The organism is Kribbella italica (assembly GCF_014205135.1).
In the GTDB taxonomy this organism is placed as follows: Bacteria; Actinomycetota; Actinomycetes; order Propionibacteriales; family Kribbellaceae; genus Kribbella; species Kribbella italica.
Window position 1 is genome coordinate 8,497,981 of record NZ_JACHMY010000001.1, and the last position, 22,321, is coordinate 8,520,301.

20 protein-coding genes are annotated in these 22,321 nt (G+C 69.3%); 13 read left to right on the plus strand and 7 right to left on the minus strand.

Annotated features, from left to right (window positions below):
• Position 1 precedes the first annotated feature (1 nt).
• On the plus strand, positions 2-559 hold the full coding sequence (locus HDA39_RS39950) for a YqgE/AlgH family protein (protein ID WP_184804460.1): 558 nt from the start codon (positions 2-4) through the stop codon (positions 557-559).
• A gap of 24 nt (positions 560-583) precedes the next feature.
• Here the strand turns inward: HDA39_RS39950 and HDA39_RS39955 are convergent, their stop codons facing one another.
• Complete coding sequence (locus HDA39_RS39955; RefSeq protein ID WP_184804463.1) at positions 584-853, minus strand: DUF3039 domain-containing protein; 270 nt, start codon at positions 851-853, stop codon at positions 584-586.
• A 129-nt stretch (positions 854-982) separates the two neighbouring features.
• Between HDA39_RS39955 and HDA39_RS39960 the strand changes: the two genes are divergently transcribed.
• Positions 983-1,567, plus strand: coding sequence for a Uma2 family endonuclease (locus HDA39_RS39960; RefSeq protein WP_184804466.1), 585 nt, complete (start codon positions 983-985; stop codon positions 1,565-1,567).
• A gap of 51 nt (positions 1,568-1,618) precedes the next feature.
• Positions 1,619-3,418 (plus strand): DEAD/DEAH box helicase, encoded by a 1,800-nt coding sequence (locus HDA39_RS39965; protein ID WP_184804469.1) that lies wholly within the window; start codon positions 1,619-1,621, stop codon positions 3,416-3,418.
• 1,312 nt (positions 3,419-4,730) lie between these two features.
• Here HDA39_RS39965 and HDA39_RS39970 read toward each other — a convergent pair.
• Both HDA39_RS39970 and HDA39_RS39975 read right to left on the minus strand, forming a co-directional pair.
• A complete protein-coding gene (locus HDA39_RS39970) occupies positions 4,731-5,729 on the minus strand; it encodes an IS481 family transposase (protein ID WP_184804472.1) in 999 nt (332 codons plus the stop codon).
• Positions 5,730-6,041: 312 nt separating this feature from the next.
• Positions 6,042-6,887, minus strand: a complete 846-nt coding sequence (locus HDA39_RS39975) for an MmyB family transcriptional regulator (protein ID WP_184804475.1) — start codon at positions 6,885-6,887, stop codon at positions 6,042-6,044.
• Between the two features lie 320 nt (positions 6,888-7,207).
• On the opposite strand from HDA39_RS39975, the gene HDA39_RS39980 reads away from it, so the two are divergent.
• Positions 7,208-7,936 carry an SDR family NAD(P)-dependent oxidoreductase gene (locus HDA39_RS39980; RefSeq protein WP_184804478.1) on the plus strand — a complete coding sequence of 243 codons (729 nt, stop codon included), beginning with the start codon at positions 7,208-7,210 and terminating at the stop codon, positions 7,934-7,936.
• Here HDA39_RS39980 and HDA39_RS39985 read toward each other — a convergent pair whose 3' ends face one another.
• Entirely contained in the window at positions 7,937-8,119 is a 183-nt protein-coding gene (locus HDA39_RS39985; RefSeq protein WP_184804481.1) for a hypothetical protein, read from the minus strand. It abuts the gene before it with no gap.
• 82 nt (positions 8,120-8,201) lie between these two features.
• Between HDA39_RS39985 and HDA39_RS39990 the strand changes: the two genes are divergently transcribed.
• Entirely contained in the window at positions 8,202-9,437 is a 1,236-nt protein-coding gene (locus HDA39_RS39990) for an MFS transporter (protein WP_337926096.1), read from the plus strand.
• Positions 9,438-9,440: 3 nt separating this feature from the next.
• On the opposite strand, the gene HDA39_RS39995 is transcribed toward HDA39_RS39990, so the two are convergent.
• Complete coding sequence (locus tag HDA39_RS39995) at positions 9,441-10,190, minus strand: hypothetical protein (protein ID WP_337926097.1); 750 nt, start codon at positions 10,188-10,190, stop codon at positions 9,441-9,443.
• A 55-nt stretch (positions 10,191-10,245) separates the two neighbouring features.
• Between HDA39_RS39995 and HDA39_RS40000 the strand changes: the two genes are divergently transcribed.
• Positions 10,246-10,890, plus strand: a complete 645-nt coding sequence (locus HDA39_RS40000; RefSeq protein ID WP_133977902.1) for an IclR family transcriptional regulator — start codon at positions 10,246-10,248, stop codon at positions 10,888-10,890.
• A 64-nt stretch (positions 10,891-10,954) separates the two neighbouring features.
• Here HDA39_RS40000 and HDA39_RS40005 read toward each other — a convergent pair whose 3' ends face one another.
• Complete coding sequence (locus HDA39_RS40005) at positions 10,955-11,425, minus strand: Lrp/AsnC ligand binding domain-containing protein (RefSeq protein ID WP_184804486.1); 471 nt, start codon at positions 11,423-11,425, stop codon at positions 10,955-10,957.
• A 155-nt stretch (positions 11,426-11,580) separates the two neighbouring features.
• Here HDA39_RS40005 and hppD point away from each other — a divergent pair, with 155 nt between their 5' ends.
• The 7 genes from hppD (at position 11,581) to HDA39_RS40040 (ending at position 18,336) form a co-directional block, all read left to right on the plus strand.
• Entirely contained in the window at positions 11,581-12,783 is a 1,203-nt protein-coding gene (hppD, locus tag HDA39_RS40010) for a 4-hydroxyphenylpyruvate dioxygenase (protein ID WP_184804489.1), read from the plus strand.
• A gap of 144 nt (positions 12,784-12,927) precedes the next feature.
• Complete coding sequence (locus HDA39_RS40015; RefSeq protein ID WP_184804492.1) at positions 12,928-13,398, plus strand: DUF2690 domain-containing protein; 471 nt, start codon at positions 12,928-12,930, stop codon at positions 13,396-13,398.
• Between the two features lie 225 nt (positions 13,399-13,623).
• Complete coding sequence (locus HDA39_RS40020; protein ID WP_184804495.1) at positions 13,624-15,000, plus strand: FAD-binding oxidoreductase; 1,377 nt, start codon at positions 13,624-13,626, stop codon at positions 14,998-15,000.
• A 166-nt stretch (positions 15,001-15,166) separates the two neighbouring features.
• Positions 15,167-15,784, plus strand: coding sequence for a hypothetical protein (locus HDA39_RS40025; protein WP_184804498.1), 618 nt, complete (start codon positions 15,167-15,169; stop codon positions 15,782-15,784).
• A 6-nt stretch (positions 15,785-15,790) separates the two neighbouring features.
• Positions 15,791-16,489: a two-component system response regulator CseB gene (gene cseB, locus HDA39_RS40030; protein WP_337926098.1), complete on the plus strand. Its 699-nt coding sequence runs from the start codon at positions 15,791-15,793 to the stop codon at positions 16,487-16,489.
• Between the two features lie 72 nt (positions 16,490-16,561).
• Positions 16,562-17,830 (plus strand): ATP-binding protein, encoded by a 1,269-nt coding sequence (locus HDA39_RS40035; RefSeq protein WP_184804501.1) that lies wholly within the window; start codon positions 16,562-16,564, stop codon positions 17,828-17,830.
• 83 nt (positions 17,831-17,913) lie between these two features.
• Positions 17,914-18,336 (plus strand): hypothetical protein, encoded by a 423-nt coding sequence (locus HDA39_RS40040; RefSeq protein WP_184804504.1) that lies wholly within the window; start codon positions 17,914-17,916, stop codon positions 18,334-18,336.
• 53 nt (positions 18,337-18,389) lie between these two features.
• Here HDA39_RS40040 and HDA39_RS40045 read toward each other — a convergent pair whose 3' ends face one another.
• The gene (locus HDA39_RS40045; protein ID WP_337926099.1) at positions 18,390-22,175 is read right to left on the minus strand and encodes an endo-alpha-N-acetylgalactosaminidase family protein; all 3,786 of its coding nucleotides are present in this window, start codon (positions 22,173-22,175) and stop codon (positions 18,390-18,392) included.
• Between the last annotated feature and the right edge of the window lie 146 nt (positions 22,176-22,321).

A 22,321-nucleotide genomic window follows, 5' to 3' on the forward strand; every position in this document is an offset into this window, starting at 1 on the left:
CATGACCGCCTCGACCCTGACCGGATCGTTGCTCGTGGCGACCCCGTTGCTCGACGAGCCACCCTTTCGGCGTTCGGTCATCCTGCTGCTGGACCACGACGAGGACGGTGCTCTCGGCGTGGTGGTCAACCGGGCCGCCGACCTCGAGGTCGACCAGGTGCTGCCGGACTGGTCGGAGACGGTGAACGAGCCGGGCGTGCTGTTCATGGGCGGCCCGGTCGGCACCGACAGCGCGCTCGCGGTCGCCGAGGTGATCGAGTCCGCCGACCCGCCCGGCTGGCGCGAGTGCTTCGGCCGGATCGGGCTGATCGACCTCGACGTCCCGCCCGCGCTGCTCGAGGGCGCGATCCAGCGGATGCGGATCTTCGCCGGGTACGCCGGCTGGTCCGGTGGGCAGCTCGAGGGCGAGATCACCGAGGGCGCCTGGTACGTCGTACCGTCCGAGCCCGACGACGTCTTCAGCCTGCGGCCCGAGGGGCTGTGGCGGCGCGTCCTGCGCCGCCAGAAGGACCAGATGGCCTACCTGGCGACGTACCCGGACGACCCGAGCCAGAACTGACCCGGGGCCCGCTGGGAGGCGGCCTTACTCCTTGTCGTCCCCGTCGTCGTCCCCGGGGTTGAGCGAGTCCCAGATCTCCTTGCACTCCGGGCAGACCGGGAACTTCTGCGGGTCCCGGCTCGGCACCCAGACCTTGCCGCAGAGCGCGACGACGGGCGTGCCCATCACCATCGCCTCGGTCAGCTTGTCCTTGGGCACGTAGTGCGAGAACCGCTCGTGGTCACCGTTGTCCAGCGACGGCTGCGTGCGCTCGTCGACAACCGTCTCCGCACCCGGGCTCAACTGAGTACTCATGGCACGAGTGTAGAACGACCGGTCCAGCGGGCGCCGCAACTTCTCCACAACGAAACTGCCCTGTGGACAACGCTCGTGGCCGGGGCAGATCGCGGCATGTTCTTGGTGTGACCAACTCAAGGAGGCAGCATGACACTCGTGGAACCCATCGAGACCCATCCCGACCCCGAATTCACCCTGCCCTGGGCACCGTTCCGTCCGATCACCAGAGCCGATCTGTACCGGGTGCCGAATGACGGCCATCGGTACGAGCTCATCGACGGGGTCCTGGTCATGACGCCGGCACCGTCGCTGCGACACCAGTTGGCGGCCGGGCGACTGTTCAGCCGCCTCACGCTGAACTGTCCTGACGACCTGTACGTTCTGTCGGCGCCGTTCGACGTCGCGCTCTCCGAGGACACCCTCGTACAGCCCGACATCCTCGTCGCGCCACGGGCTGACTTCACCGAACGGGACCTGCCGAAGGCGCCCTTGCTGGCGGTCGAAGTTCTCTCACCGAGCACCCGGCGGATCGACCTCATGCTGAAGTTCTCCCGGTACGAAGCCGCCGGGTGCCCGTCCTACTGGGTGGTCGATCCCGACACGCCGACCCTGATCGTCTGGGAGATGCAGGACGGGGCATATGCGCAGGTCGCGAAGGTCACCGGTGACGAGATCGCGCGGCTGACCAGCCCGTACGACGTCGAGGTGGTGCCCGCCGATCTGATTGTCTGAGCGTTGTCGGGTAACGTTCCTGCACGGCCGACAGTCGAGTATCGGGGGAGTATGCCGTCCGTGGATTCGCACGTGCCAGCACCACCAGCCGTGCTTCCTCCGGCCTACCCGGACCGGGCAGCCTGGGGTACCGCCAGCAAGCTGCGCGCCTGGCAGGCGGAAGCTCTGCAGCAGTACATGGACAAGCAACCGCGGGACTTCCTCGCGGTCGCGACGCCGGGCGCCGGCAAGACGACGTTCGCGCTGACCGTCGCCGCCGAGCTGCTGCACCGGCGGGTGATCGACCGGATCACCGTGGTGACGCCGACCGAGCACCTGAAGATCCAGTGGGCCGAGGCGGCCGACCGGGCCGGGATCGCGATCGACCCCGCGTTCTCCGGCGGCAAGGGGCGGACCAACAAGGACTTCCAGGGCGTCGCGGTGACGTACGCCGGGGTCGCGGTGAACCCGCTGGCCTTCCGCGTCCGGACCGAGCGGTTCCGCACGCTGGTGATCCTCGACGAGGTGCACCACGGCGGTGACGCGCTCAGCTGGGGTGACGGGATCAAGGAAGCGTTCGAGCCGGCCACGCGGCGGCTCGCGCTGACCGGGACGCCGTTCCGCAGCGACGACAACCCGATCCCGTTCGTCACCTACGAGCACGGGCACGACGGCGCGGCCCGGAGCCAGGCCGACTACACCTACGGGTACGGGCACGCCCTGCGCGACCACGTCGTCCGCCCGGTGATCTTCATGTCGTACTCCGGCGAGATGCGCTGGCGCACCAAGGCCGGCGACGAGGTCGCGGCGCGCCTGGGCGAGCCGCTGACCAAGGACCTGACCGCGCAGGCGCTGCGCACCGCGCTCGACGCGACCGGTGAGTGGATGCCCGCCGTCCTGGCCGCCGCGGACAAGCGGCTGACCGAGGTCCGGCGGCACATGCCGGACGCGGGCGGACTGGTGATCTCCGGTGACCAGAACACGGCGCGCGCGTACGCGAAGGTGCTGCGCGAGCTGACCGGCGAGGCGCCGACCGTCGTGCTGTCCGACGAGAAGGCGGCGAGCAAGAAGATCGCGAAGTTCTCCGGCGACGAGTCGCGCTGGATGGTCGCGGTCCGGATGGTCAGTGAGGGCGTCGACGTACCGCGGCTGGCGGTCGGGGTCTACGCGACGCCGACCTCGACGCCGCTGTTCTTCGCGCAGGCCGTCGGACGCTTCGTTCGCGCCCGCAAGCGCGGCGAGACCGCGTCGGTGTTCGTCCCGTCGGTGACCCGGCTGCTCGGCTTCGCCGCCGAGATGGAGGTCGAGCGCGACCACGTCCTCGGCCGCCGGAACAGCACCGAGGACGGCGACATCTTCGCCCTCGAGGACGACCTGATCAAGCAGGCCAACCAGGCCGAAGGCGCCAGCGACGAGCTGGACGCGAAGTTCGAGGCCCTCGGCTCCGACGCCAGCTTCGACCGCGTCGTCTTCGACGGCGGCGACTACGGCACCGGCGGCGACCTCGCCTCCGACGAGGAGATGGACTTCCTGGGCCTACCCGGCCTGCTGGAGCCCGACCAGGTCCGCGAGCTGCTCAACAAACGCCAGGCCAAGTCGATCGCCCAGCAAAAACGCTCCCAACGAGGAACCGGCGCGACCGCCGACCCAACTCCCCCCGAGCTGGCCACCCACGAACAGGTCGCCCTCCTCCGCCGCGAACTCAACGGCCTGGTCGCCGCCTGGCACCACCGCACCGGCCAGCCCCACGGCGTCATCCACAACGACCTCCGCCGCAAACTAGGCGGCCCCGCCGCAGCCCACGCCTCCTCCACCCAGCTGAAGGAACGCATAGAACTGATCCGCGACTGGGCCACCCAACGCCGAGCCTGACCGGATTCGTCAACCGCCCAGCAGCCCCAGCCCCGTCAGCCGACAGACGACTTCCAGCGGGCCAGTCGCCCCACAATCCGAGCCGGTCGGCCACAGGCAACCTCAGCCGGTCAGCCCAGAGGCAACCTCAGCCGGTCAGCCCACAGGCAACCCCAGGCCCCCACCCAGCCGCCGACCACCGAAGCCCACAGGTGCGCACCTCACCCACCGGCACCTCCCCGCACCCGACCGCCGAGCCCGCGGGCGAGGCCCGACCCAGGGGAGCCTGCCCGCCGAGCGCCCCGCCACTGCCAGGTCAGCCGACCAGCACTCAGCCCGAGCCAGCTAGCCGACGTGCGGCGTCGGCCTAAGCCGGTGAGCCGACGAGTGCCTCCAGTCAAGCCGGTCAGCCCACGGACAACCCCAACCGGTCAGCCGACTGGCAACCTCAGCCCAGCCGCGACCACCGAGGCCACAGGTGAGCAACTCACCCGCTGGCACCTCCCCGCACCCGACCGCCGAGCCCGCAGCCGGCGCCGCGACGCCCGACCAAGGCGAGCCTGCCCGCCGAGCGCCCGCCACTGCCCGAACAGCCTCCAGCTGAACCAGCAAGTCAACGAGCGGCCCAGCCCGAGCCGGCAAGCCGACGAGCGGCGTCGGCCCCAGCCGCCGACCACCGAAGCCAAGGTGAGTAAGCCGGTGAGTGGACGAGTGGCTCCGGTCCGAGCCGGTTAGCCGACAGGCAATCCCACCCGGTCGGCCCACAGGCGACCCAGCCCCCGCCGACCACCGAAGCCGCAGGTAGCACCTCATCCACTAGCACCTCCCCATACCCGACCGCCGAGCCCGCAGCTGGCGGCGCGAGGTCCGACCCAGGCGAGCCTGCCCACCGAGCGCCGCCACTGCGCGGTCAGCCGAAAAGCACCCCGACCTAAGCCGGCGAACCGGCGAGCGGTCCCGGATCGAGTCGGCCAGCCGACGAGCAGCATCGGCTTAAGCCGACGAGTGGTTCCGGCCCGGGCCGGTCAGCCGACTAGCGGCGTCGGCCCCAGCCGATCAGGCGGCCCACCTGATGCGATCCCGACGCCCGCGCTCTTAGCGTCACCGGGGTATAGCGATCGGAGCGAGGTACCAGCCCAAACCGGCCAGCCGATCAGCGGCTCGTGCCCAAGCCGCCAGCCGACGAGTGGACCTAGCCCAAGCCGGCCAGCCGATCAGCGGCTCCTGCCCGAGCCGGTTAGTCGACGAGTGGCGTCGGCCCGAGGCGGTTAGCCGACCAGCGGTGTCAGCCCAAGCCGCTCAGCCGCTGGCGGCGGCGTGGGGCTCAAGTCGGTTAGCTGTACTGCCCAGGCAGGTTGGTTAACCGGCTGATGGGTGGTTGGTTTCCGATGGCGGTGTGGAGTCGGTGGTGATTGTAGTAGTGGAGCCAGGGTGCGAGGGCTGAGTTGCGTTCTTGGTTGCTGGTGTAGAAGCGGTTGTAGGCCCAGCCGTCGGCGAGGGTGCGGTGGAAGCGTTCGATCTTGCCGTTGGTCTGGGGTCGGTAGGGCCGGGTTTTCTTGGGTGTGATGCCGAGTTCGGTGCAGGCGTCGTTCCAGGCGCGGGATCGGTAGGCCGAGCCGTTGTCGGACAGGACTCGTTCGGTAGTGATGCCGCGGGCGGCGAACCAGGCGACGGCTCGGTGCAGTACGCCGATCGCGGTGGCGGCTTTTTCGTCGGTGTGGATTTCGGCGTAGGCGACGCGGGAGTGGTCGTCGATGACGGTGTGGATGTGAGCTACTCCGACCAGCGCACGGTGGTTGTGTCCGCGTTGTCCGGTGCGGTGAGCTGTTGTGAGGCCGTTCTTCTTGCCTTGGGCTCGGCCGAGGTAGCGGTGGCCGCCGCCGTCGGGGATCTGACCGAACTTGGTGACATCGACGTGCAGCATCGCGCCCGGGTGCGGGTGTTCGTAGCGGCGGATCGGCTCGCCGGTGACGCGGTCGATGTGGCGTAACCGGTTGATCCGGCAGCGCACCAGTACGGCGTGAACGGTCGAGGATGCCATGGCCAGTCGGCCGGCGATCTGGACAGGGCCGAGCCGCATACGCCACCGCAACCGCACGATCTGTCGCACAGACGCCGGTGGTGTCTTGGCCGGACTGTGATGCGGTCGCGATGACCGGTCGGACATCGCGGTCGGACCCGCGGCGGCATAGCGGCTGGACCAGCGGTTCGCGGTCGGCCACGACACCTGGAACATCTTGGCGGCCATCGAAACCGACCAGCCCTCATCCACAACCAGACGCGCCAGCCGCAGGCGCGCGCGAGGGGTCAATGCAGCGTTAGCGTGGGACACGAAGGCCTCCTGGCCGTGAAGCGGTTACTCGACATCTCCACTTCACGCCGGGAGGCCTTCACCCATCAATCACATTCACAACGTGTCATCACAAAACTTCAACCAACCTGCCTGGGCAGTACAGTTAGCCGACGTGCGGCGTCGGCATAGGCCGACGGGCCGACTAGCTGCGTCGGCCTATGCGGCGGGCCGGTTGGCGTCTCTAGCTCAAGCCCGCCAGCCGGCCGCGGTCCCTGCTCGAGCTGGCCAGTGGTGTTGGCTTCGGGTGCCTTGGCCCATCACGGGCCAGCTGGTGTTGGCTGGCTCGGTCGGTTAGGTCTGGCTGGTTAGGGACTGGGTGCCGATGACTTCGAGCAGTCTGAGGGCCTGGTCCGAGGGGGAGCCGTGTTCGGCGGTGTAGAGGATGACTCGCTGGTCGCGTTCTGGGATCAGCAGGACCTCGCAGACGACGTCTATGCGGCCGACCAGTGGGTGGTGGAGGGTTTGGCACATCGTCTGTTGGGTGCCGACCTCGTGTAGCGTCCAGATTCGGGCGAACTCCTCGCTGCCGGCGCGGAGGTCGGTGACGAGGGCCCGGAGTGACTTGTCGTCCGGGTATCTGCTGGTCGCGGCGCGGAGGTCTGCGGCGGCTTCGCGGGCGAACTCGGCGGTCTGTTCCTCGCCGAAGAGGTCGCTCTGCGTGGTACCGCTGAGGAAGCGCAGGCGCAGCAGGTTGCGGTCGCGGGTGGGGATTGCGGAGAAGTCGGTGATGAGGGCGGCGGCGAGTGGGTTCCACGCCAGGACGTCGTACTTGGCGTCGAGGACCAGACCGGGGACGTCGAGGCGGGCGAGCATGCGGAGTACGCCGGGGCGGACGTCGGTGGGTGGGCCTGGTGGTGGCCCGGGTTGTTCGCCGGCGAGGCGGAAGAGGTGGTCGCGCTCGGCGGTGGAGAGTTGGAGTGCTCGGGCGAGACCGGTGAGGACCGCTCGCGACGGGTGCGGGCCGCGGGCCTGTTCGAGGCGGGTGTAGTAGTCGGTCGACATGGTCGCGAGCGAGGCGACCTCCTCGCGGCGCAGGCCCGGCGTACGGCGGCGGAGCCCGGCGGGCAGACCGGCGTCTTCCGGACGGAGTCGTTCGCGTCGGATCCGGAGGAAGTCTGCGAGCTGGGCCCTGTCCACACCTCCAGAATCCCAGGTCGCCGAGGAGCCAGCCAGGGACGCCCGATCCCTGGCTGGTACGGCGAGGGCGGCCCGGCGCCGGCGACAGGGGATGAGCTGGTGTGGGCGGCCGGCGAGTGGGGTGGCTGGTCCGGGAATTGGGCGGGGCGGCTGGCGAGCTCGCCGGGCCGGAACCGGTGTGGGTGAGTGGGGCGTGCGGTGGGGGGCGGTTGGCGAGCGGGGTCGTCGGGCCAGGGAGTCGGGGACAGCTGGGGAGGAGTGGGCGTCCCTGGATTCAGCCGCTCTGCCAGGGGTGGGGATTGCGGCTGAGGGTTGGGGGCATGACTCAGCAGAAGATCGTGCTTGTGACCGGGGCGACGAAGGGGATCGGGCGGGAGATCGCTCGGCAGTTCGGGGAGCTTGGGTGGATCGTGCTCGTCGGTGGGCGGGATCTCGCCCGGGCCGAGACGGTGGTGAAGGAGCTTGCGGCGGACGGCGGCGAGGCGGCGGCGGTGCGGGTGGAGGTGACTGACGAGACCTCGGCCAGGCAGGCCGCGGAGTGGATCGAGCAGCAGTACGGGCGGCTCGACGTACTGGTGAACAACGCGGCGATCATCCCCGAGGGGGACGGGCCGGTGAGTGCGGTGTCGATCGAGTCGTTGCGGGCGGGCTTTGAGACGAATGTGCTTGGGCTGGTCGCGACGGCCCAGGCGATGCTGCCGCTGCTTCGGCGGGCCGAGGCCGCGCGGGTCGTGAACCTGTCGACCGAGCTGTCGTCGATGACCCGCGTGGGTGATCCCGAGTCGCGGATGTCGACGGTGTTCACCACCGGGTACAACACGTCCAAGGCGGCGGTGAACATGGTGACCGTCATGCTCGCCAACGAGCTGCGGTCCGAGGGCATCCTGGTCAACGCCGCCGACCCCGGCAACTGTGCCACGGACATGGGCGGCTGGGACGCGCCCAGGACGCCGGCCCAAGGCGCGGCGGTCGCCGTACGCCTGGCGACGCTGCCCGCCGATGCCCCCACCGGCCAGCTCCATGCAGAAGAGGGCCGCCTGCCCTGGTGATCAGTCGAAGTCGAAGATCGAGTTCTTGTCGTAGAAGTGCAGCACGTACCGGCAGTTCTGGCAGACCAGCAGCGTCATCCGGTGGGACGTGAAGCCCCATCGGGAGTCGCTGCGGGCCTCCTCCTGCTGGAACTGGGGGCAGCTGCACAACGGACAGGTCAGCGAAGGGGCTTGGTTCGTCATACGGAGATGGACGCAGCGCCGCGGCGATCGGTGCCCGCGACCTCCTGGTAAGGCACGTCACGTCGTGACATAGGTTACGTCTGTGCCTCGCCTGCTGACCGATCTCCGACCGCTCAAGGAGTCGCCGGACTTTCGGCGGCTGTGGATGGGGTCGACGGTTTCGCAGCTCGGGCAGCAGATGACCGCGGTGACGGTGTCGATCCAGGTGTACGCGCTGACCGGGTCGACGTTCGCGGTCGGGCTGGTGGGGTTGTTCGCGCTGGTGCCGCTGATCGTCTTCGGCCTGTACGGCGGGGCGATGGCGGACGCGATCGACCGCCGGACGCTCGCGCTGGTGAGCTCGGGTGGCCTCTGGTTGCTCTCGATGGTGCTGGTCGTGCAGTCGGTGCTGGAGTGGGAACAGGTCTGGGTCCTGTACGCCGTCGTGGCGGTGCAGTCGGCCTGTTTCGCGGTGAACAACCCGGCGCGCTCGGCGATCATCCCGCGGCTGGTCCGGCCCGAGTTGTTGCCGGCGGCCAATACCCTGAGCCAGGCGGCGTTCAACCTCGGGTTCACCGCGGGGCCGTTGCTCGGGGCCACGGTGATCGCCTGGCACGGGTTCGGGGCGGCGTACCTGGTCGACGTCGTCACGTTCACGGCCGCGCTGTACGCGCTGTTCCGGCTGCCGCCGGTGCCGCCGACCGGCGAGGTCCGGCGGGCCGGGATCCGCTCGGTGCTCGAAGGGTTCACGTTCCTCCGGGCAGCACCCGCGCTGCTGGCGACGTTCCTGGCCGACATCCTCGCGATGGTGTTCGCGCAGCCGCGGGCGCTGTTCCCGGCGGTGGCCGGATCGTTCTTCGCCGGTGGGGTGAAGACGGTCGGGCTGCTGCAGGCGGCGCCCGCGATCGGGGCGCTGCTCGGCGTCGTGTTCTCCGGCTGGGTCAGCCGGGTCCGGCGGCAGGGGATCGCGATCGTGGTCGCGATCACGGCGTACGCCGCGGCGGTCGGGCTGTTCGGCTTCGCCCGGTCGATCTGGCTCGGGGTCGCGCTGCTGGCGATGTCCGGGATGGCCGACATGGTCAGCTCGGCGTACCGGAACACCGTCCTGCAGTCGGCGGCGCCGGACGCGATGCGCGGGCGCCTGCAGGGCGTGTTCATCGTGGTCGTCGCCGGTGGACCGCGGCTCGGCGACTTCGTGGCCGGTACGACGGCCGACCTGACCACCCCGACGATCGCGCTCGCCGGCGGCGCCTGCGTGTGCATCGTCGGTCTGCTGATCCTGCTCGCCCGCAACCGCCCGTTCCGCGAGTACGACGCCGAGGTCCGCGCCCTGCGCTGAGGCTCAGCCTCCGGTGACGAGCTTCTTCAGGACCGTCGGCCAGGAGTCCAGGTCCGGGTTGATCCGCTGCAGTTCCTTGCCGTCGACGGTGACCAGTTTGCGGTCGCCGAGGGGTTCCTTCAGCTTGATCGGGGTCAGCGAGATGTCGTCGTCGACCGGGCACGGCTGGTCCATGTCGATCACCGTGGTGATCTTGTCCTTGCCCTGCTCGACCTTCAGGTCGAGCACACATTCGCCGGCGACGCCGATCAGCAGGTCGCCGTCGTCGTACGACGGCCGGTTCTGGACCCACTTCAGGTACTTCGGTTTCTTGTCACCCATCAGCTGGTACGCCGCCACCGGTTGCGGGTTGTCGCCGGTGACCGCGCCGGCGCCGTCGCCGATGAACGTGCCGTAGATCATCGAGATGCACGGGTCGTCGCTGGTGCGCTTCTGGTTGCCGGCCGGTGGGCGGTCGACCGCGCCCCAGGCGGTGGCCGCCTGGTAGCAGCCGTTCGCCTCGCGGTTGAGCGAGATGTTGAACCCGACCAGCCCGAGCGCGACCACGACGAGCAGTCCGGCGAGCATCCGGCGGGACTGGATCCGCTTGGGCGTCATCCGGCGGCCGGCCGGATCGGCGTCCTCGGGGTGCTGCTGGAACAGCCCGAGCACGGTGGTCGTCCACTGCGGATTGATCAGCGTCGGCACGGCGTACAGCAGGATCAGGACGACCGCGACGGCGATGGCCGGGAGGAGTGACCAGTAATTTCGCACGGGAGCAAGATACGGCGCCATCGGTCCGCGCCCGAAAAGCGGATACGCTTCGGCTGTGCCGGCAGAGACGTCCCAGACGCTCGATCGGGGGCTGACGGTCCTCGAGCTACTGGCGGACGCCCCGGACGGGCTGTCGATCACCGAACTGGCGGCGTCGCTCGGGGTCAGCCGCACGGTGGTGTACCGGCTGGTCAACACGCTGGAGCTGCACCGGCTGGTACGGCGGGACAGCGAGGGGCGGGCCCGGCTCGGTCTCGCGGTGCTGCACTACAGCCGGCGGGTCCAGCCGACGCTGCGGGACGCCGCGCTGCCGGTGCTGCGGTCGCTCGCCGAGGACACCGGAGCCACCGCGCACCTGACCGTCGCCGACGGTGAGGAGGCGCTCGCGATCGCGGTGATCGAGCCGAGCTGGACCGACTTCCACGTGTCGTACCGGATGGGTTCGCGGCACGCGCTCGACCAGGGCGCGGCGGGCAAGGCGATCCTGGCGGGGCGCCGGAAGCCTGATCCGGCCGGGCGGCCGTTCGTGATCACCGCGGGTGAGCTGCAGGCGGGTGCGCAGGGAGTGTCGTCGCCGGTGCTGGGGGTGCCTGGTGTGGAGGCGAGCATCGGTGTGGTCGTTCTGGGGAAGCTCGACCGGGATTTCGTCGGGCCGAGAGTCGCCCGAGCCGCGGTCGAAGTCGCCAAACGCCTCGCGTGAACTACTTGCAGTAGGTCCTGTGCCCCGGGCCGGCTACTTGAAGTAGGCCTTACGCCCCGGGCGACTACTTGGAAGTTGCCGCCCGGAGCAGCGGTAGTACCCGGTGGGGGATCTGTTCGGCGAGCGCGATCACCGTCGACGCGCGCTGGATGCCGTGGACGATGACGACCTGGTCGATCACGCGTTGCAGGTCCGCGTTGGAGCGGGCGACGATGCGGCACCAGAGGTCCTCGGCGCCGGTGATGGTGTGGACCTCGAGCACCTCGGGGATGGCGGCCAGCGCGGCGGCGACCGTCGTATGACCGGAGCCCTGCTCGATCTGCAGGGTGGCGAAGGCGGTGACCGGGTAGCCGATGGCGGCGGTGTCGACGTCCGGGCCCCAGCCGCGGACGACGCCGTCGCGCTGGAGGCGGTCGAGGCGGGCCTGGACCGTGCCTCGCGCGACGCCGAGGCGGCGGGACGCCTCCAGGACACCGACCCGGGGCTCGGCGGCGAACAGGTCGAGGATCTCGGCGTCCAGGGCGTCGACCGGCACGGCAGCCTCCAAGCAGTGGTCAGGGTGACCAAATAGTCCAATGACAACCTGAGAATACTGCACAAGCTGACCAGTCAAACGAAGAACGGTTGCACAACCTGTCCGCAACCAGCGAGGCTCCCAGACAAGCTAGCCACCGACCGGGAGGACCCGCGATGACCAGCACCGACCTCACCCCCGCCGAGCTCGACGCCGATCTGGACCTGGACCAGCTCAAGCAGCTCGTCGGCCTCGTCCCGTACGACGAGAGCAGCGACCCGTTCCCGGTGACCGCGATGGACGCCGTCGTCTTCGTGGTCGGCAACGCGACCCAGACCGCGAAGTACTACCAGCTCGCCTTCGGCATGGACCTGGTCGCGTACTCCGGTCCGGAGCACGGCACCAAGGACCACAAGGCGTTCGTGCTGAAGGCCGGCTCCGGCCGCTTCGTGATCACCGGCGGCGTCACGCCGGACAGCCCGCTGAACGACCACCACCGCAAGCACGGCGACGGTGTCTCCGACATCGCGCTCGAGGTGCCGGACGTGGACAAGTGCATCAAGCACGCCCGCGAGCAGGGGGCGACCGTGCTGGAGGAGCCGCACGACGTCAGTGACGAGCACGGCACGGTCCGCCGCGCGGCCATCGCGGCGTACGGCGACACCCGGCACACGCTGATCGACCGCAGCCGGTACGACGGCCCGTACCTGCCCGGCTTCGTGGCCGCCGAGACGCAGGTGCAGCGGCCCGAGGGACACCCGAAGCGGCTGTTCCAGGCCATCGACCACGTCGTCGGCAACGTCGAGCTCGGCCTGATGGACGAGTGGGTCACCTTCTACAACAAGGTGATGGGCTTCGTGAACATGGCGGAGTTCGTCGGCGACGACATCGCCACCGACTACTCGGCGCTGATGAGCAAGGTGGTGGCCAACGGCAACCACCGGGTCAAGTTCCCGCTGAACGAGCCGGCGATCGCGAAGAAGAAGTCGCAGATCGACGAGTTCCTGGAGTTCTACGACGGCGCCGGCGCGCAGCACATCGCGCTGGCCACCAACGACATCCTGCGCACCGTCGACATCATGCGGGCCAACGGTGTCGAGTTCCTGGCTACGCCGGACTCGTACTACGAGGACCCGGAGCTGCGGGAGCGGATCGGGCACGTCCGGGTGCCGATCGACGAGCTGCAGTCGCGCAAGATCCTGGTCGACCGCGACGAGGACGGGTACCTACTGCAGATCTTCATGAAGCCGCTCGGCGACCGGCCGACGGTGTTCTACGAGCTGATCGAGCGGCACGGCTCGCTCGGTTTCGGCAAGGGCAACTTCAAGGCGCTGTTCGAGGCGATCGAGCGCGAGCAGGAGCGCCGCGGCAACCTGTAAGGCACCGGTGACCGACACGCTGGGTACCGCCCCCGATACCGACCGTTCAATGTCCGATTACCGGATTGACTGTCAGGTCAGGGGCGGTTCGCGTACGCTGCCCAGTGGACGGGCGTCGGGGCGCACGTCCAGGAAGGGTTTCCGATGAAGACACTGGGCATTCTGCTCAGCACCGCGGGCCTGGCCGGAGCGGGCGCAATCGCTCTGGCCTCACCAGCACAGGCCGTCGAAGAGGCCAACTGCCCGGGTGCCAGACCGATCTCGTCAGCGCAGATCTTTCGCGACAACAAGCCGCCCGGCTGGGGCGACATCAAGCTGGTGCGGGACAACTGCTCGCAGTACTGGGCCGAGGTCGTGATGGACGCGAAGCTGCCGAGGTACGCGATGAGTACCGCGATCCTGGTGCAGACCGGCGGGTCCAACAACGGCCGGACACTGACCTGCGACAGCAGCGGTGGCACCGGCGCGGTGGTGGCCGGGCAGCGCACCTGCCGGACTCCGAAGGTGAAGTCGCTGGACACGAGTACGACGTTCACGGCGATCGCCCGGGAGTACCACAACTTCGGCAGCGGCTGGAGCAAGATCTCGGAGAACCGGACCGCCCGGACCCGCTAAGGGCGTGTCTCCCGCTTCCCGCCTACTGCGCGGCACTCGGCACGGCACCTCAGCGCACTGGAGCAAAGACCACGATGGAAAAACATCGAGGCCTTCACTCCAGCACGCTGAGCTACCGCACCGAGCACCTGCTCGCTACGGCGGGAAGCGGGAGACACGCCCTGGCCGACACCACCGCACGGCGACAAGCTGCCATGGCACCGGACGGCCACTAGGCTCGACGGCATGAGTGAGGTCGTCGAGCGGTTGCGTCAGGTCCTGCCTCCGGAGGCGTTGGTCACCGATCCGGACCGGATGGAGAGCTTCCGGTACGACCGGGCGATGTTCTGCCCGGCCGGGGTGCCGGCGGCCGTCGTCCTGGCCCGGGAGACGGCGCACGTGCAGGCCGCGGTGCGAGCCGCGGCCGAGTTCGGCGTGCCCGTGGTTCCGCAGGGCGCGCGGTCCGGCCTGTCCGGTGCCGCGAACGCGCTGGACGGCTGCGTCGTGATCTCGCTGGAGAAGATGGACAAGATCCTCGAGATCCAGCCGGTCGACCGGTACGTCGTGACGCAGCCCGGGGTCTTCAACGCCGTGTTGTCGCGTGCGGTCGCCGAGCAGGGACTGTTCTACCCGCCGGACCCGTCCAGCTGGGAGTTCTGCTCGATCGGCGGCAACCTGTCGACCAACTCGGGCGGCCTGTGCTGCGTGAAGTACGGCGTGACCACGGACTACGTGCTCGCGCTCGAGGTCGTGCTCGCGAACGGCGAGATCCTGCGTACCGGCCGCCGGACCGTGAAGGGCGTGGCCGGGTACGACCTGACCAAGCTGATCGTCGGCAGCGAGGGCACGCTCGGGATCATCACCGAGGCCACGCTGGCGCTACGGCCGGCGACGGCCAAGCCGCGGACGATGGCCGCGCTGTTCGGCTCCGGGGTCGCGGCCGGCGAGGCGATCGTCGAGATCATCCGGTCCGGTGTCTCGCTGAGTCTGCTGGAGATCATGGACCGGACCACGATCCGCGCGGTCAACGCCTACAAGCGGATGGACCTGCCGGAGGACGCGGCGGCGATGCTGATCGCGCAGTCCGACGCGGGCGGTGCCGCGGGCGCGGCCGACATCGCGACGGTGGCCAAGCTGTGCCGCGAGAACGCCGCGATCGAGTGCATCGAGGCCGACGACGAGGCCGAGGGCGACCTGCTGCTGGAGGCCCGGCGGGCGGCGCTGCTCGCGCTCGACGAGCTCGGCACGACGATGATCGACGACGTCTGCGTACCGCGGTCCCGGCTGGCCGACTTCATCGGCGCGACCGAGAAGGTCGCGCGGGATCTGGACATCACCGTCGGTGTGCTCGGCCACGCCGGCGACGGCAACATGCACCCGACGGTCGTGTTCGACGCGACCGACCCCGAGCAGGCCCGGCGGGCGCAGGTGGCGTTCGACAAGATCATGGAGATCGGTCTGGAGCTGGGCGGAACGATCACCGGGGAGCACGGCGTCGGAGTGCTGAAGCGCGACTGGCTGGCCCAGGAGATCGGCCCGGTGGCGCTGTCGGTGCACCGTTCGATCAAGGCCGCGCTCGATCCGCAGAACTTGCTGAATCCGGGCAAGGTGGTCGTGAGCTGAGAGTTGTTCCACCTTTTGTGACTCAACCGCAACGGAACTGCCGAGGCCACTGGACGATTGTGGCCACCGGTTGTGACGTCGGGGCCGCACTATGGAAGGTAGTTGTCCGAATCACGGGGACACGGGGGAAAGAAGCTGTTCGGTGAGGCATTTCAGGAGGCGACCCATGCGAGCTAGGCAGATCCTGCCGGCGGCGCTGGCCGTGGTCGCCCTGACGCTTGCCGCCGGCTGCGCGAACGGCACCGGCCTGCGGGTCGAGGGTGCCGAGCCGGCCGCCGGTCCGTCGCCCGCGCCGTCCGCTTCGCCGAGCATCAAGGGTTTCGGCGAGACCCAGACACCGGACCCCCGCCGGACACCGCCGGTGACGGTCAGCCTCGCCCAGGTCCGGCTGAAGCTGCTGGCCGACAAGAAGCTCGAAACCTTCTTCCGGGACATCCTCAAGAGCTGCACACTGGTCGAGCGCTGCATGAGCCGCGGCCCGACACTGAACGTCACCAAGTCGGCGTACCCGCAACTCGTGGTCTACATCCACACGGCCGACCTGGATTTCAACTACGGTGCTGTCCTGATGGCCGCCGAGCCCACCGGTCCGCGCCGGATTTGGGGTCTCAGGGCCGAGCAGACCAAGATCAGTGCCAGCCAGAGCGGCAAGCTCGTCGTGGAGTCGGGCGTGTACGCCGCGGACGACAAAGTTTGCTGCCCATCTGTAACCCGGATCCAGGTCTACCGTTGGACTGGTCGGCAGATGATCTTGGAGAGCTCGCAGGACCAAAAGGGAGACTGAACTTCAGTGGTACCGGAAGAACCGGCAGCGCGCATCCTGATGGTCGAGGACGACGCGGTGATCCGTGAGGCGACCCAGTTGACCCTCGAGCGGCACGGCTACGACGTCACCACGGCCGAGGACGGCCTGGAGGCGATCGAGAGTTTCGAGAAGATCCACCCCGACGCCGTGATGCTGGACATCATGCTGCCCGGCCTGGACGGCATCTCCGTGTGCCGCCGGATCCGGGAGACCAGCCTGGTCCCGATCGTGATGGTGTCGGCCCGCGGTGACGCGCTGGACGTCGTCCTCGGCCTGGAGGCCGGCGCCGACGACTACGTGACCAAGCCGTTCGACACGCAGGTCCTGGTCGCCCGGCTGCGTGCGGTGATGCGGCGCGCGGTGGCGGACCCGGAGCGGCCAAGCCCGGCGACGGGAGCCGGCATCGAGTCGTTCGGCGACCTGGAGCTGGACCGGGAGGCTCTGGAGGTACGCCGGGGCGGAAGCACCGTCCAGCTGACGCCGACCGAGCTCAAGCTGCTGATCGAGTTCGCGAACAACCCGGGTGTGGTCCTGAGCCGCAGCACGCTGCTGCAGCGCGTCTGGGACTACGAGTGGGGTGGCGACGGCCGGCTGGTCGACGTCCATCTGCAGCGGCTGCGCACCAAGATCGGCGCCGACCGCATCGAGACCGTCCGCGGGTTCGGATACAAGCTTCGCGCGTGAGGGGGTGTCTCCCGGTTCCCCGGGAGACACCCCCTCATCCACCGCACCTGACCTCGAGGACGGAGGACACCCGTGGGGCTGCGGAGCAAGCTCGGCCTGATCTTCCTGCTGGTCTCCTCGCTGGCGATCCTCGTGCTCTGCGTGGCGGTCTACACGCAGGCCGAGTCGTCGCGGCTGGACCGGACCCGGGGGCTGGCCGACGAACGGATCAAGGCGGCGGCGGACACCTACAACCTCAACGAGGTCGAGGTGCTCGGGTCGCAGCTGGACGACCCCGCCGTACCGGACCAGTTGCTCGAGGCGGTCCGGGAGGGCAAGCGGGCGACGTTCAAGACCGGTTCGCCGAACCCGAAGATGTGGGCCGCGGTCGGCGTCAAGGGGGGCAAGGTCCTGTCGATCGTGCAGGACTACGACAACGAGGACGCCTCGATGCGGGCGCTCCGGCGCGCCCTCATCATCGGCGGCATCGGGACGGTCGCGATGGTGGCGCTGGTGAGCGTGGTCGCGGCCGGCAGCCTGTCGCGGCGGATCGTCGCCGTGGCGGGCTCGGCGCGCAGGATCGCGGGTGGTGACCTGGACGCTTCGGCGGTCGAGACGATCGGCAAGCGCGACGGCAAGGTGGGCAGTCGCAACAAGGACGAGGTGCACGCGCTCGCGACGGCGATCGACTCGATGGCCAGTTCGCTGCGTGGGCAGCTGGAGGCCGAGCGGCGGTTCACCGCCGACGTCGCGCACGACCTCCGTACGCCGGTCACCGGGCTCCTGACGGCGGCCGAGCTACTGCCGCCCAGCCGACCGAGCGAGCTGGTGCGCGACCGGGCCAAGGTGCTCCGCGGCCTGGTCGAGGACCTGCTGGAGATCGCGCGGTTCGACTCCGGGGTCGAGCAGGCCGATCTGGAGCACATCGGCCTCGGCGCGTTCGTCGCGTCGGCGGTCGGCCGGCTGCGGATGCAGCAGGCGATCGCGCCGGACAGCGTCGTCGTACGGCTGACCGGGACCGACGCGACGGTGTCGACCGACTCGCGCCGGGTCGAGCGGATCCTGGCCAACCTGATCGTCAACGGGCTGCGGCACGGCCGGCCGCCGATCGAGGTGACCGTGCAGGGCCGGACCGTCGAGGTGGTCGACCACGGCTCCGGGTACCCGGAGGAACTGATTGCCGAGGGCCCCCGACGGTTCCGCTCCGGGATGGCCGAGCGTGGTGCCGGGCACGGGCTCGGGCTGACCATCGCGGCGGGGCACGCGAAGGTGCTCGGCGCCGAGCTGACCTTCGGGGCCGCGCCGACCGGTGGTGCGCTGGCCCGGCTGGTGCTGCCGCCGTCACCTGAGACGGATTCTTAACACAACTTCTGCCGCCGGGGCAGCGTCTCCTCTCACGTCGGGTTCACCGGAATCCGTTCCATACGAGGGGAAATCAGAAGATCATGCGCGTTCGTTCTCAGCTCGTCCGTCGTTCCGTCGCCGTGCTCGCGGGCCTCACCGTGGCCGGCGGAGCCGTTGCCCTGAGCACCGTTCAGGCCCAGGCCGCGCAGTCCGGCCCGAGTGCCCAGGTGTCCTCGAGCGTCGCGGCCGCGCCGACGATCAGCATCAAGTCCGACAAGGCCACCGCCAAGGCGTGGGCGAAGGTTTCCTTCACCGGCAAGACCACCGGGATCGCGGCGAACACCAAGGTCCAGGTGCAGCGGCTGGAGAACGGCAAGTGGGTCAACTTCCCGGCCACCACCAAGGTGACCTCGAAGGCCACCTACTCGGTGTGGGTGCAGAGCGGCCGCGTCGGCGTGAACAAGTTCCGGGTCGTCACCGCCAAGGCCGCCAGCGCCGCGGTGAGCGTCAACGTCACCAAGTGATCCCGCGCAGCGGCGCCACCTCCCGGGGGAGAGGTGGCGCCGCTGCCGTCGTACTAGCGCGTGCCGTACACGTTCAGCTCGGCGGCCGAGCCGAACACGGCGCCGTTGAGCGAACTGGTGCCGACGAACTTCACGTACCGGCCGGTGACCGCGGGGAACTCGAGCCGCTGCACGGCGGTCGAGTTGGGGAACTCACCGGTCTTCACCGGCGTACCCCAGTTCTGCCCGTCGGTGCTGACGTACAGCTCGTAGCCCTTGAACATCCCGTTCGTGCCGGACTGCCGGGGCAGGTAGCTGAAGCCGTCCACCGCGTACGACGTCCCGAGGTCGAGCGTCAGGTGATGCGGGTACGTCGCCGGCGTCGGCACCTCGGACCAGGCGGTGTGCCACAGCGTGCTCGGGTTTCCGTCCAGCGCCGCGGTCGCCGGGCCGTCGGTTCCGGGGTCCTCGCTGGAGACCTCGGTGATCTTGATCCGCGACTGCGGGACGATCCCCGGCGGCAGCAGGGTCGCCTCCGCCGCCGTGGTCGCGCGCCCGCCGGTGGCGGTCAGCGGGTACTTGCCCTCCGGCGTACCGGTGGGCGGGGTGACCGCGAAGACGGTCTTCACACTGGTGCCGGCGGCAACCGATGCGTGGGTCGCCGGGGTCGTTGCCTCGACGGTCCATCCGGTCGGCGCCTGCAGCGCGAGCGTGATGTTCTTCGCGGCGACCGTGTCGTTGTTGGTGAAGGTCGAGGTGACGTCGTTGGCCTCGCCGGAGACCAGGCCGTTGACGCCGGTCAGCGCCAGCGACGTGCAGTCCGCGGCCTCGGACGACTTGCCGAGATCGGTGACGGCGAAGTTGTCCATCACGAAGTCCGCCTGGTCGCCGCCGCCGGTGAGCTTGCGCAGCCCGACCCAGTAGTCGCCACCACAACCGGCGACGAACTCCTGGTCGAACCTCGCCTTGGTCCGCTGGGCACCGATCGGAGTCGCCTTCACCTCAATCGAAGCTGGTACCTCGACGGAGGTCGGGCGATCGACACCTTGCACCCAGGCGTAGTGCCCGGCCTGGCCGCTCTCGTAGTCGAAGCTCACCTTGTACTTGTGCCCCGGCGTGAACGGCACGGTCGCCGGCGTCGTCCGGTAGACCACGCCCTGGTTCTCCTCGTGCGACTTCAGCGACCAGTCGCCGTCGAGCACGTCGTCGACCAGCTTGCCGTTCCAGCCCGCCTGCGTGTACGGCGCGTGCTTGCGGGCGAGGCTCGTCCGCGGGTCCGTCGTACCGCCGGAGTCGCCCTTCACGAACGGGCCCCAGCCCTGGTCGACGTTCTCGAAGTCGTCCACCAGCCCGGCGGCCGGGCGCTTGGTCTCGACGACCCGGACGTCGTCGATCCGGACCCGCGCCGACCCGGACGCGGCCGCGACGGTCAGGTCGGTGCTGTTGCCGGTGGCATCGAAGACGACGCGGGCGCGCTGGTAGTACGCGCCGCTCTTGTCGTCCGAGGCGACCCGGTTCTGGGCGGTCGAGCGGCTGATCGTGTTGCTCACACCGCCCGCGCTGATCGTCGTACGGCGTGACTTGCCCGGTTCGATCTCGATCCAGGCCGAGGCGCTGTAGGTCTTTCCACGGGTCAGGCCCGTGATCCGCTGCTTCAGCGAGGTCGGCTCGGGACCGAGCACGGCGACGTGCTGGCCGGTGCCGAGGGCATCGATCTTGGCGTAACCGGTCGGGCTCCAGGCCTTCAGGTCACCGGCGTTGAAGCCGGGGTCCTTGAGGTGGCTGCCTTCGCCCCAGTTCGCGGCCGCCTGCTGCGGGGCCTTGTCGGGGTACAGGACGTACGGCTGCCCGGCGACGGCGTCGAGGGTGACCACGCCCTTGCGGACCGGGGCCGTGGTGACCTTCACGCGACCGGTGTCGGTCAGCTTGTAGACGGTGAACTTGGTCGCGCCGGCCAGCTGGGCCGGGACGCGCCAAGCGGTCAGGCCGCCCTCGGGGTTGTAGTGGTAGAGCTTCTTGTTGCGGTCCCAGGGGAGCAGGTACTTGTCGCCGTCGAGGACTTTGGCGTCACCGGCGTACACGGTCCGCTTGCCGTTCTCGACCGTGCCGCGGACGCCGCCGGTGAAGCGGATGTCGCCGGCGTTCCAGTCGGTGATCTTCTGCTGCTGGAGGAACTTGGCCGGCAGGTTCTTCTGCCAGACGTTGGCGTAGAACTTGTTCCAGTCGGTCTCGCCGGTCCAGCCCTCGAACTCGACCAGCGAGCTCTGGCCGAGGATCGGGTCGGCGTTCCAGACGTCCTTCTCGTGGTTGCGGACGAAGCGGATGATCCGGGAGTTCAGGCCCTTGTTGGTCGCGCCGCCGTAGTCCAGGTCGTTGGCCCAGTGCGACCACAGCGAGGTGCGCTCGTGCCGGTCGGCCCACTCGGTCGAGATCTGCCAGCCCTGGTCGGCGAGCTGCCGGGTCAGGCCGTCGGCCAGCCAGCCGGACTGGTAGTAGACGTCGATATAGAGCTGCTGCAGGTTCTTGTCGGTCTCGTTCCGTAGCTGCTGGAAGCGCTTGATGATGTTGCTCGAGGCAAGATCTGGCCGCTGCTTGATGTAGTAGCTCTGGTTCAGCCAGTTCCAGCCCTTGCCGGCCTTGTCGACCAGGTCCTCGCTGAAGGCGTTCGCCTCGGGGTAGGACTCGGTCGCGTTGACGTGCACGCCGAACGCGGCGTTCCAGCCCTTGCCCTTCTTCAGCAGCGTGTTGAGATCGGTCAGACCGCCGGCGCGAAGGTTGTAGTTGCCGCCGTAGTCCGGGTGCGCCGAGTCGTGGCCCTCCGAGCCGTAGCCCTTGAGCAGCGCGAGCTGGCCGAGGCCGTCGGTGGCGAGCGAGATCCGCTTGACGTCGTCGAGCGTGCGCAGGAACGGGTGCGTGGCCTGGCTGGCGAAGTTGAACGGGATGTGGGTGATCACCCGGTCCTTGACCAGCTCACCGCCCTTCGGCTCGGTCATGATCGCGCGGAACGCGAGCGCGCCGTCCTGCCAGTCGACCGTCTTGTCCTTGTTCGCGTCCGGGGTCACCACGACCTTGGCCCAGGGCAAGGGCTCCGTGTACGGCGAGGTGTCGGCGCGGTAGGTCCACTGGCCGCTCCACACACCGACCCGGGTACTGCCGTCGGCGGCCTTGCGGGCGCGGTGCCAGAACCGGGCGCCGTCGTCGACGGACTGACCGGCCGGCTTGTCGTACGTCGAGTTGGACTCGATCCCGGCGGCCAGGCCGCTGGTGCTGACGAACGCGTACGCCGCTCCGGTGGGCGCGGTCTCCGCCGGGGTGGCTGCGGTGACCGGGGTGATCTTGTCGGCGGTGCGGGTGGAGTCGGGGTCGAGCGTCGTGAACGCGGTGGTCGCGCCGGCCTCCGTGCTCGCGACCGAGACGAGGTCGTGGTCGGGGATGTCGATCGTGCCGACCCGGCTGGCCTCGGTGTCGCGGACGGCGTCGATCGCGAAGGTGGTGACGCGGCCGGTGAGCGCGAGGCTGGCGTCCAGCTCGACGCCGGGCAGCGCGTCGAAGGCGAGGTGGTAGACGGCCTTGGCGCCCTCGACGGTGGGCGCGCTCTTGAGGTGCGCCGTCCGGGCCGTGCCGTTGATCGTCACGGTCGAGATCGCGTCCGGCTGACCGCCGAGGATCCGGCCGGAGGCGTTGTCGGCGTACTGGACGACGCGGGGGAAGTCGGCGGCGACGGTGACGGTCAGCTCGGTGGAGCTGAGGGTCAGCGGGCCGGTGGTCTGGGCCGCGGTGGCACCGGCTGACGGTGCCGCGAGCAGTGCCGCGGTCAGCGCGAGAGCAGCGGTGGCGGCCGCTGGACGGATGGGAATCACGAGCGCACTCCTCGGACGACGGGCGGGTGTGCCTCGGATTCTCTGCTCAAGAGCGAGCATGAGTCAATAGAAACGAACAGCTATGAACAAAATGGTCGCAGAACCCAACTGGTGAGAAACCGCCTATCGATTCGTCGCAAGGTGTT

Coding starts and splice junctions, on each gene's coding strand:
- HDA39_RS39950 (WP_184804460.1), top strand. CDS start 2: ATGACCGCCTCGACCCTGACCGGATCGTTGCTCGTGGCGACCCCGTTG.
- HDA39_RS39955 (WP_184804463.1), bottom strand. CDS start 853: ATGAGTACTCAGTTGAGCCCGGGTGCGGAGACGGTTGTCGACGAGCGC.
- HDA39_RS39960 (WP_184804466.1), top strand. CDS start 983: ATGACACTCGTGGAACCCATCGAGACCCATCCCGACCCCGAATTCACC.
- HDA39_RS39965 (WP_184804469.1), top strand. CDS start 1,619: ATGCCGTCCGTGGATTCGCACGTGCCAGCACCACCAGCCGTGCTTCCT.
- HDA39_RS39980 (WP_184804478.1), top strand. CDS start 7,208: ATGACTCAGCAGAAGATCGTGCTTGTGACCGGGGCGACGAAGGGGATC.
- HDA39_RS39985 (WP_184804481.1), bottom strand. CDS start 8,119: ATGACGAACCAAGCCCCTTCGCTGACCTGTCCGTTGTGCAGCTGCCCC.
- hppD (WP_184804489.1), top strand. CDS start 11,581: ATGACCAGCACCGACCTCACCCCCGCCGAGCTCGACGCCGATCTGGAC.
- HDA39_RS40015 (WP_184804492.1), top strand. CDS start 12,928: ATGAAGACACTGGGCATTCTGCTCAGCACCGCGGGCCTGGCCGGAGCG.
- HDA39_RS40020 (WP_184804495.1), top strand. CDS start 13,624: ATGAGTGAGGTCGTCGAGCGGTTGCGTCAGGTCCTGCCTCCGGAGGCG.
- HDA39_RS40025 (WP_184804498.1), top strand. CDS start 15,167: ATGCGAGCTAGGCAGATCCTGCCGGCGGCGCTGGCCGTGGTCGCCCTG.
- HDA39_RS40040 (WP_184804504.1), top strand. CDS start 17,914: ATGCGCGTTCGTTCTCAGCTCGTCCGTCGTTCCGTCGCCGTGCTCGCG.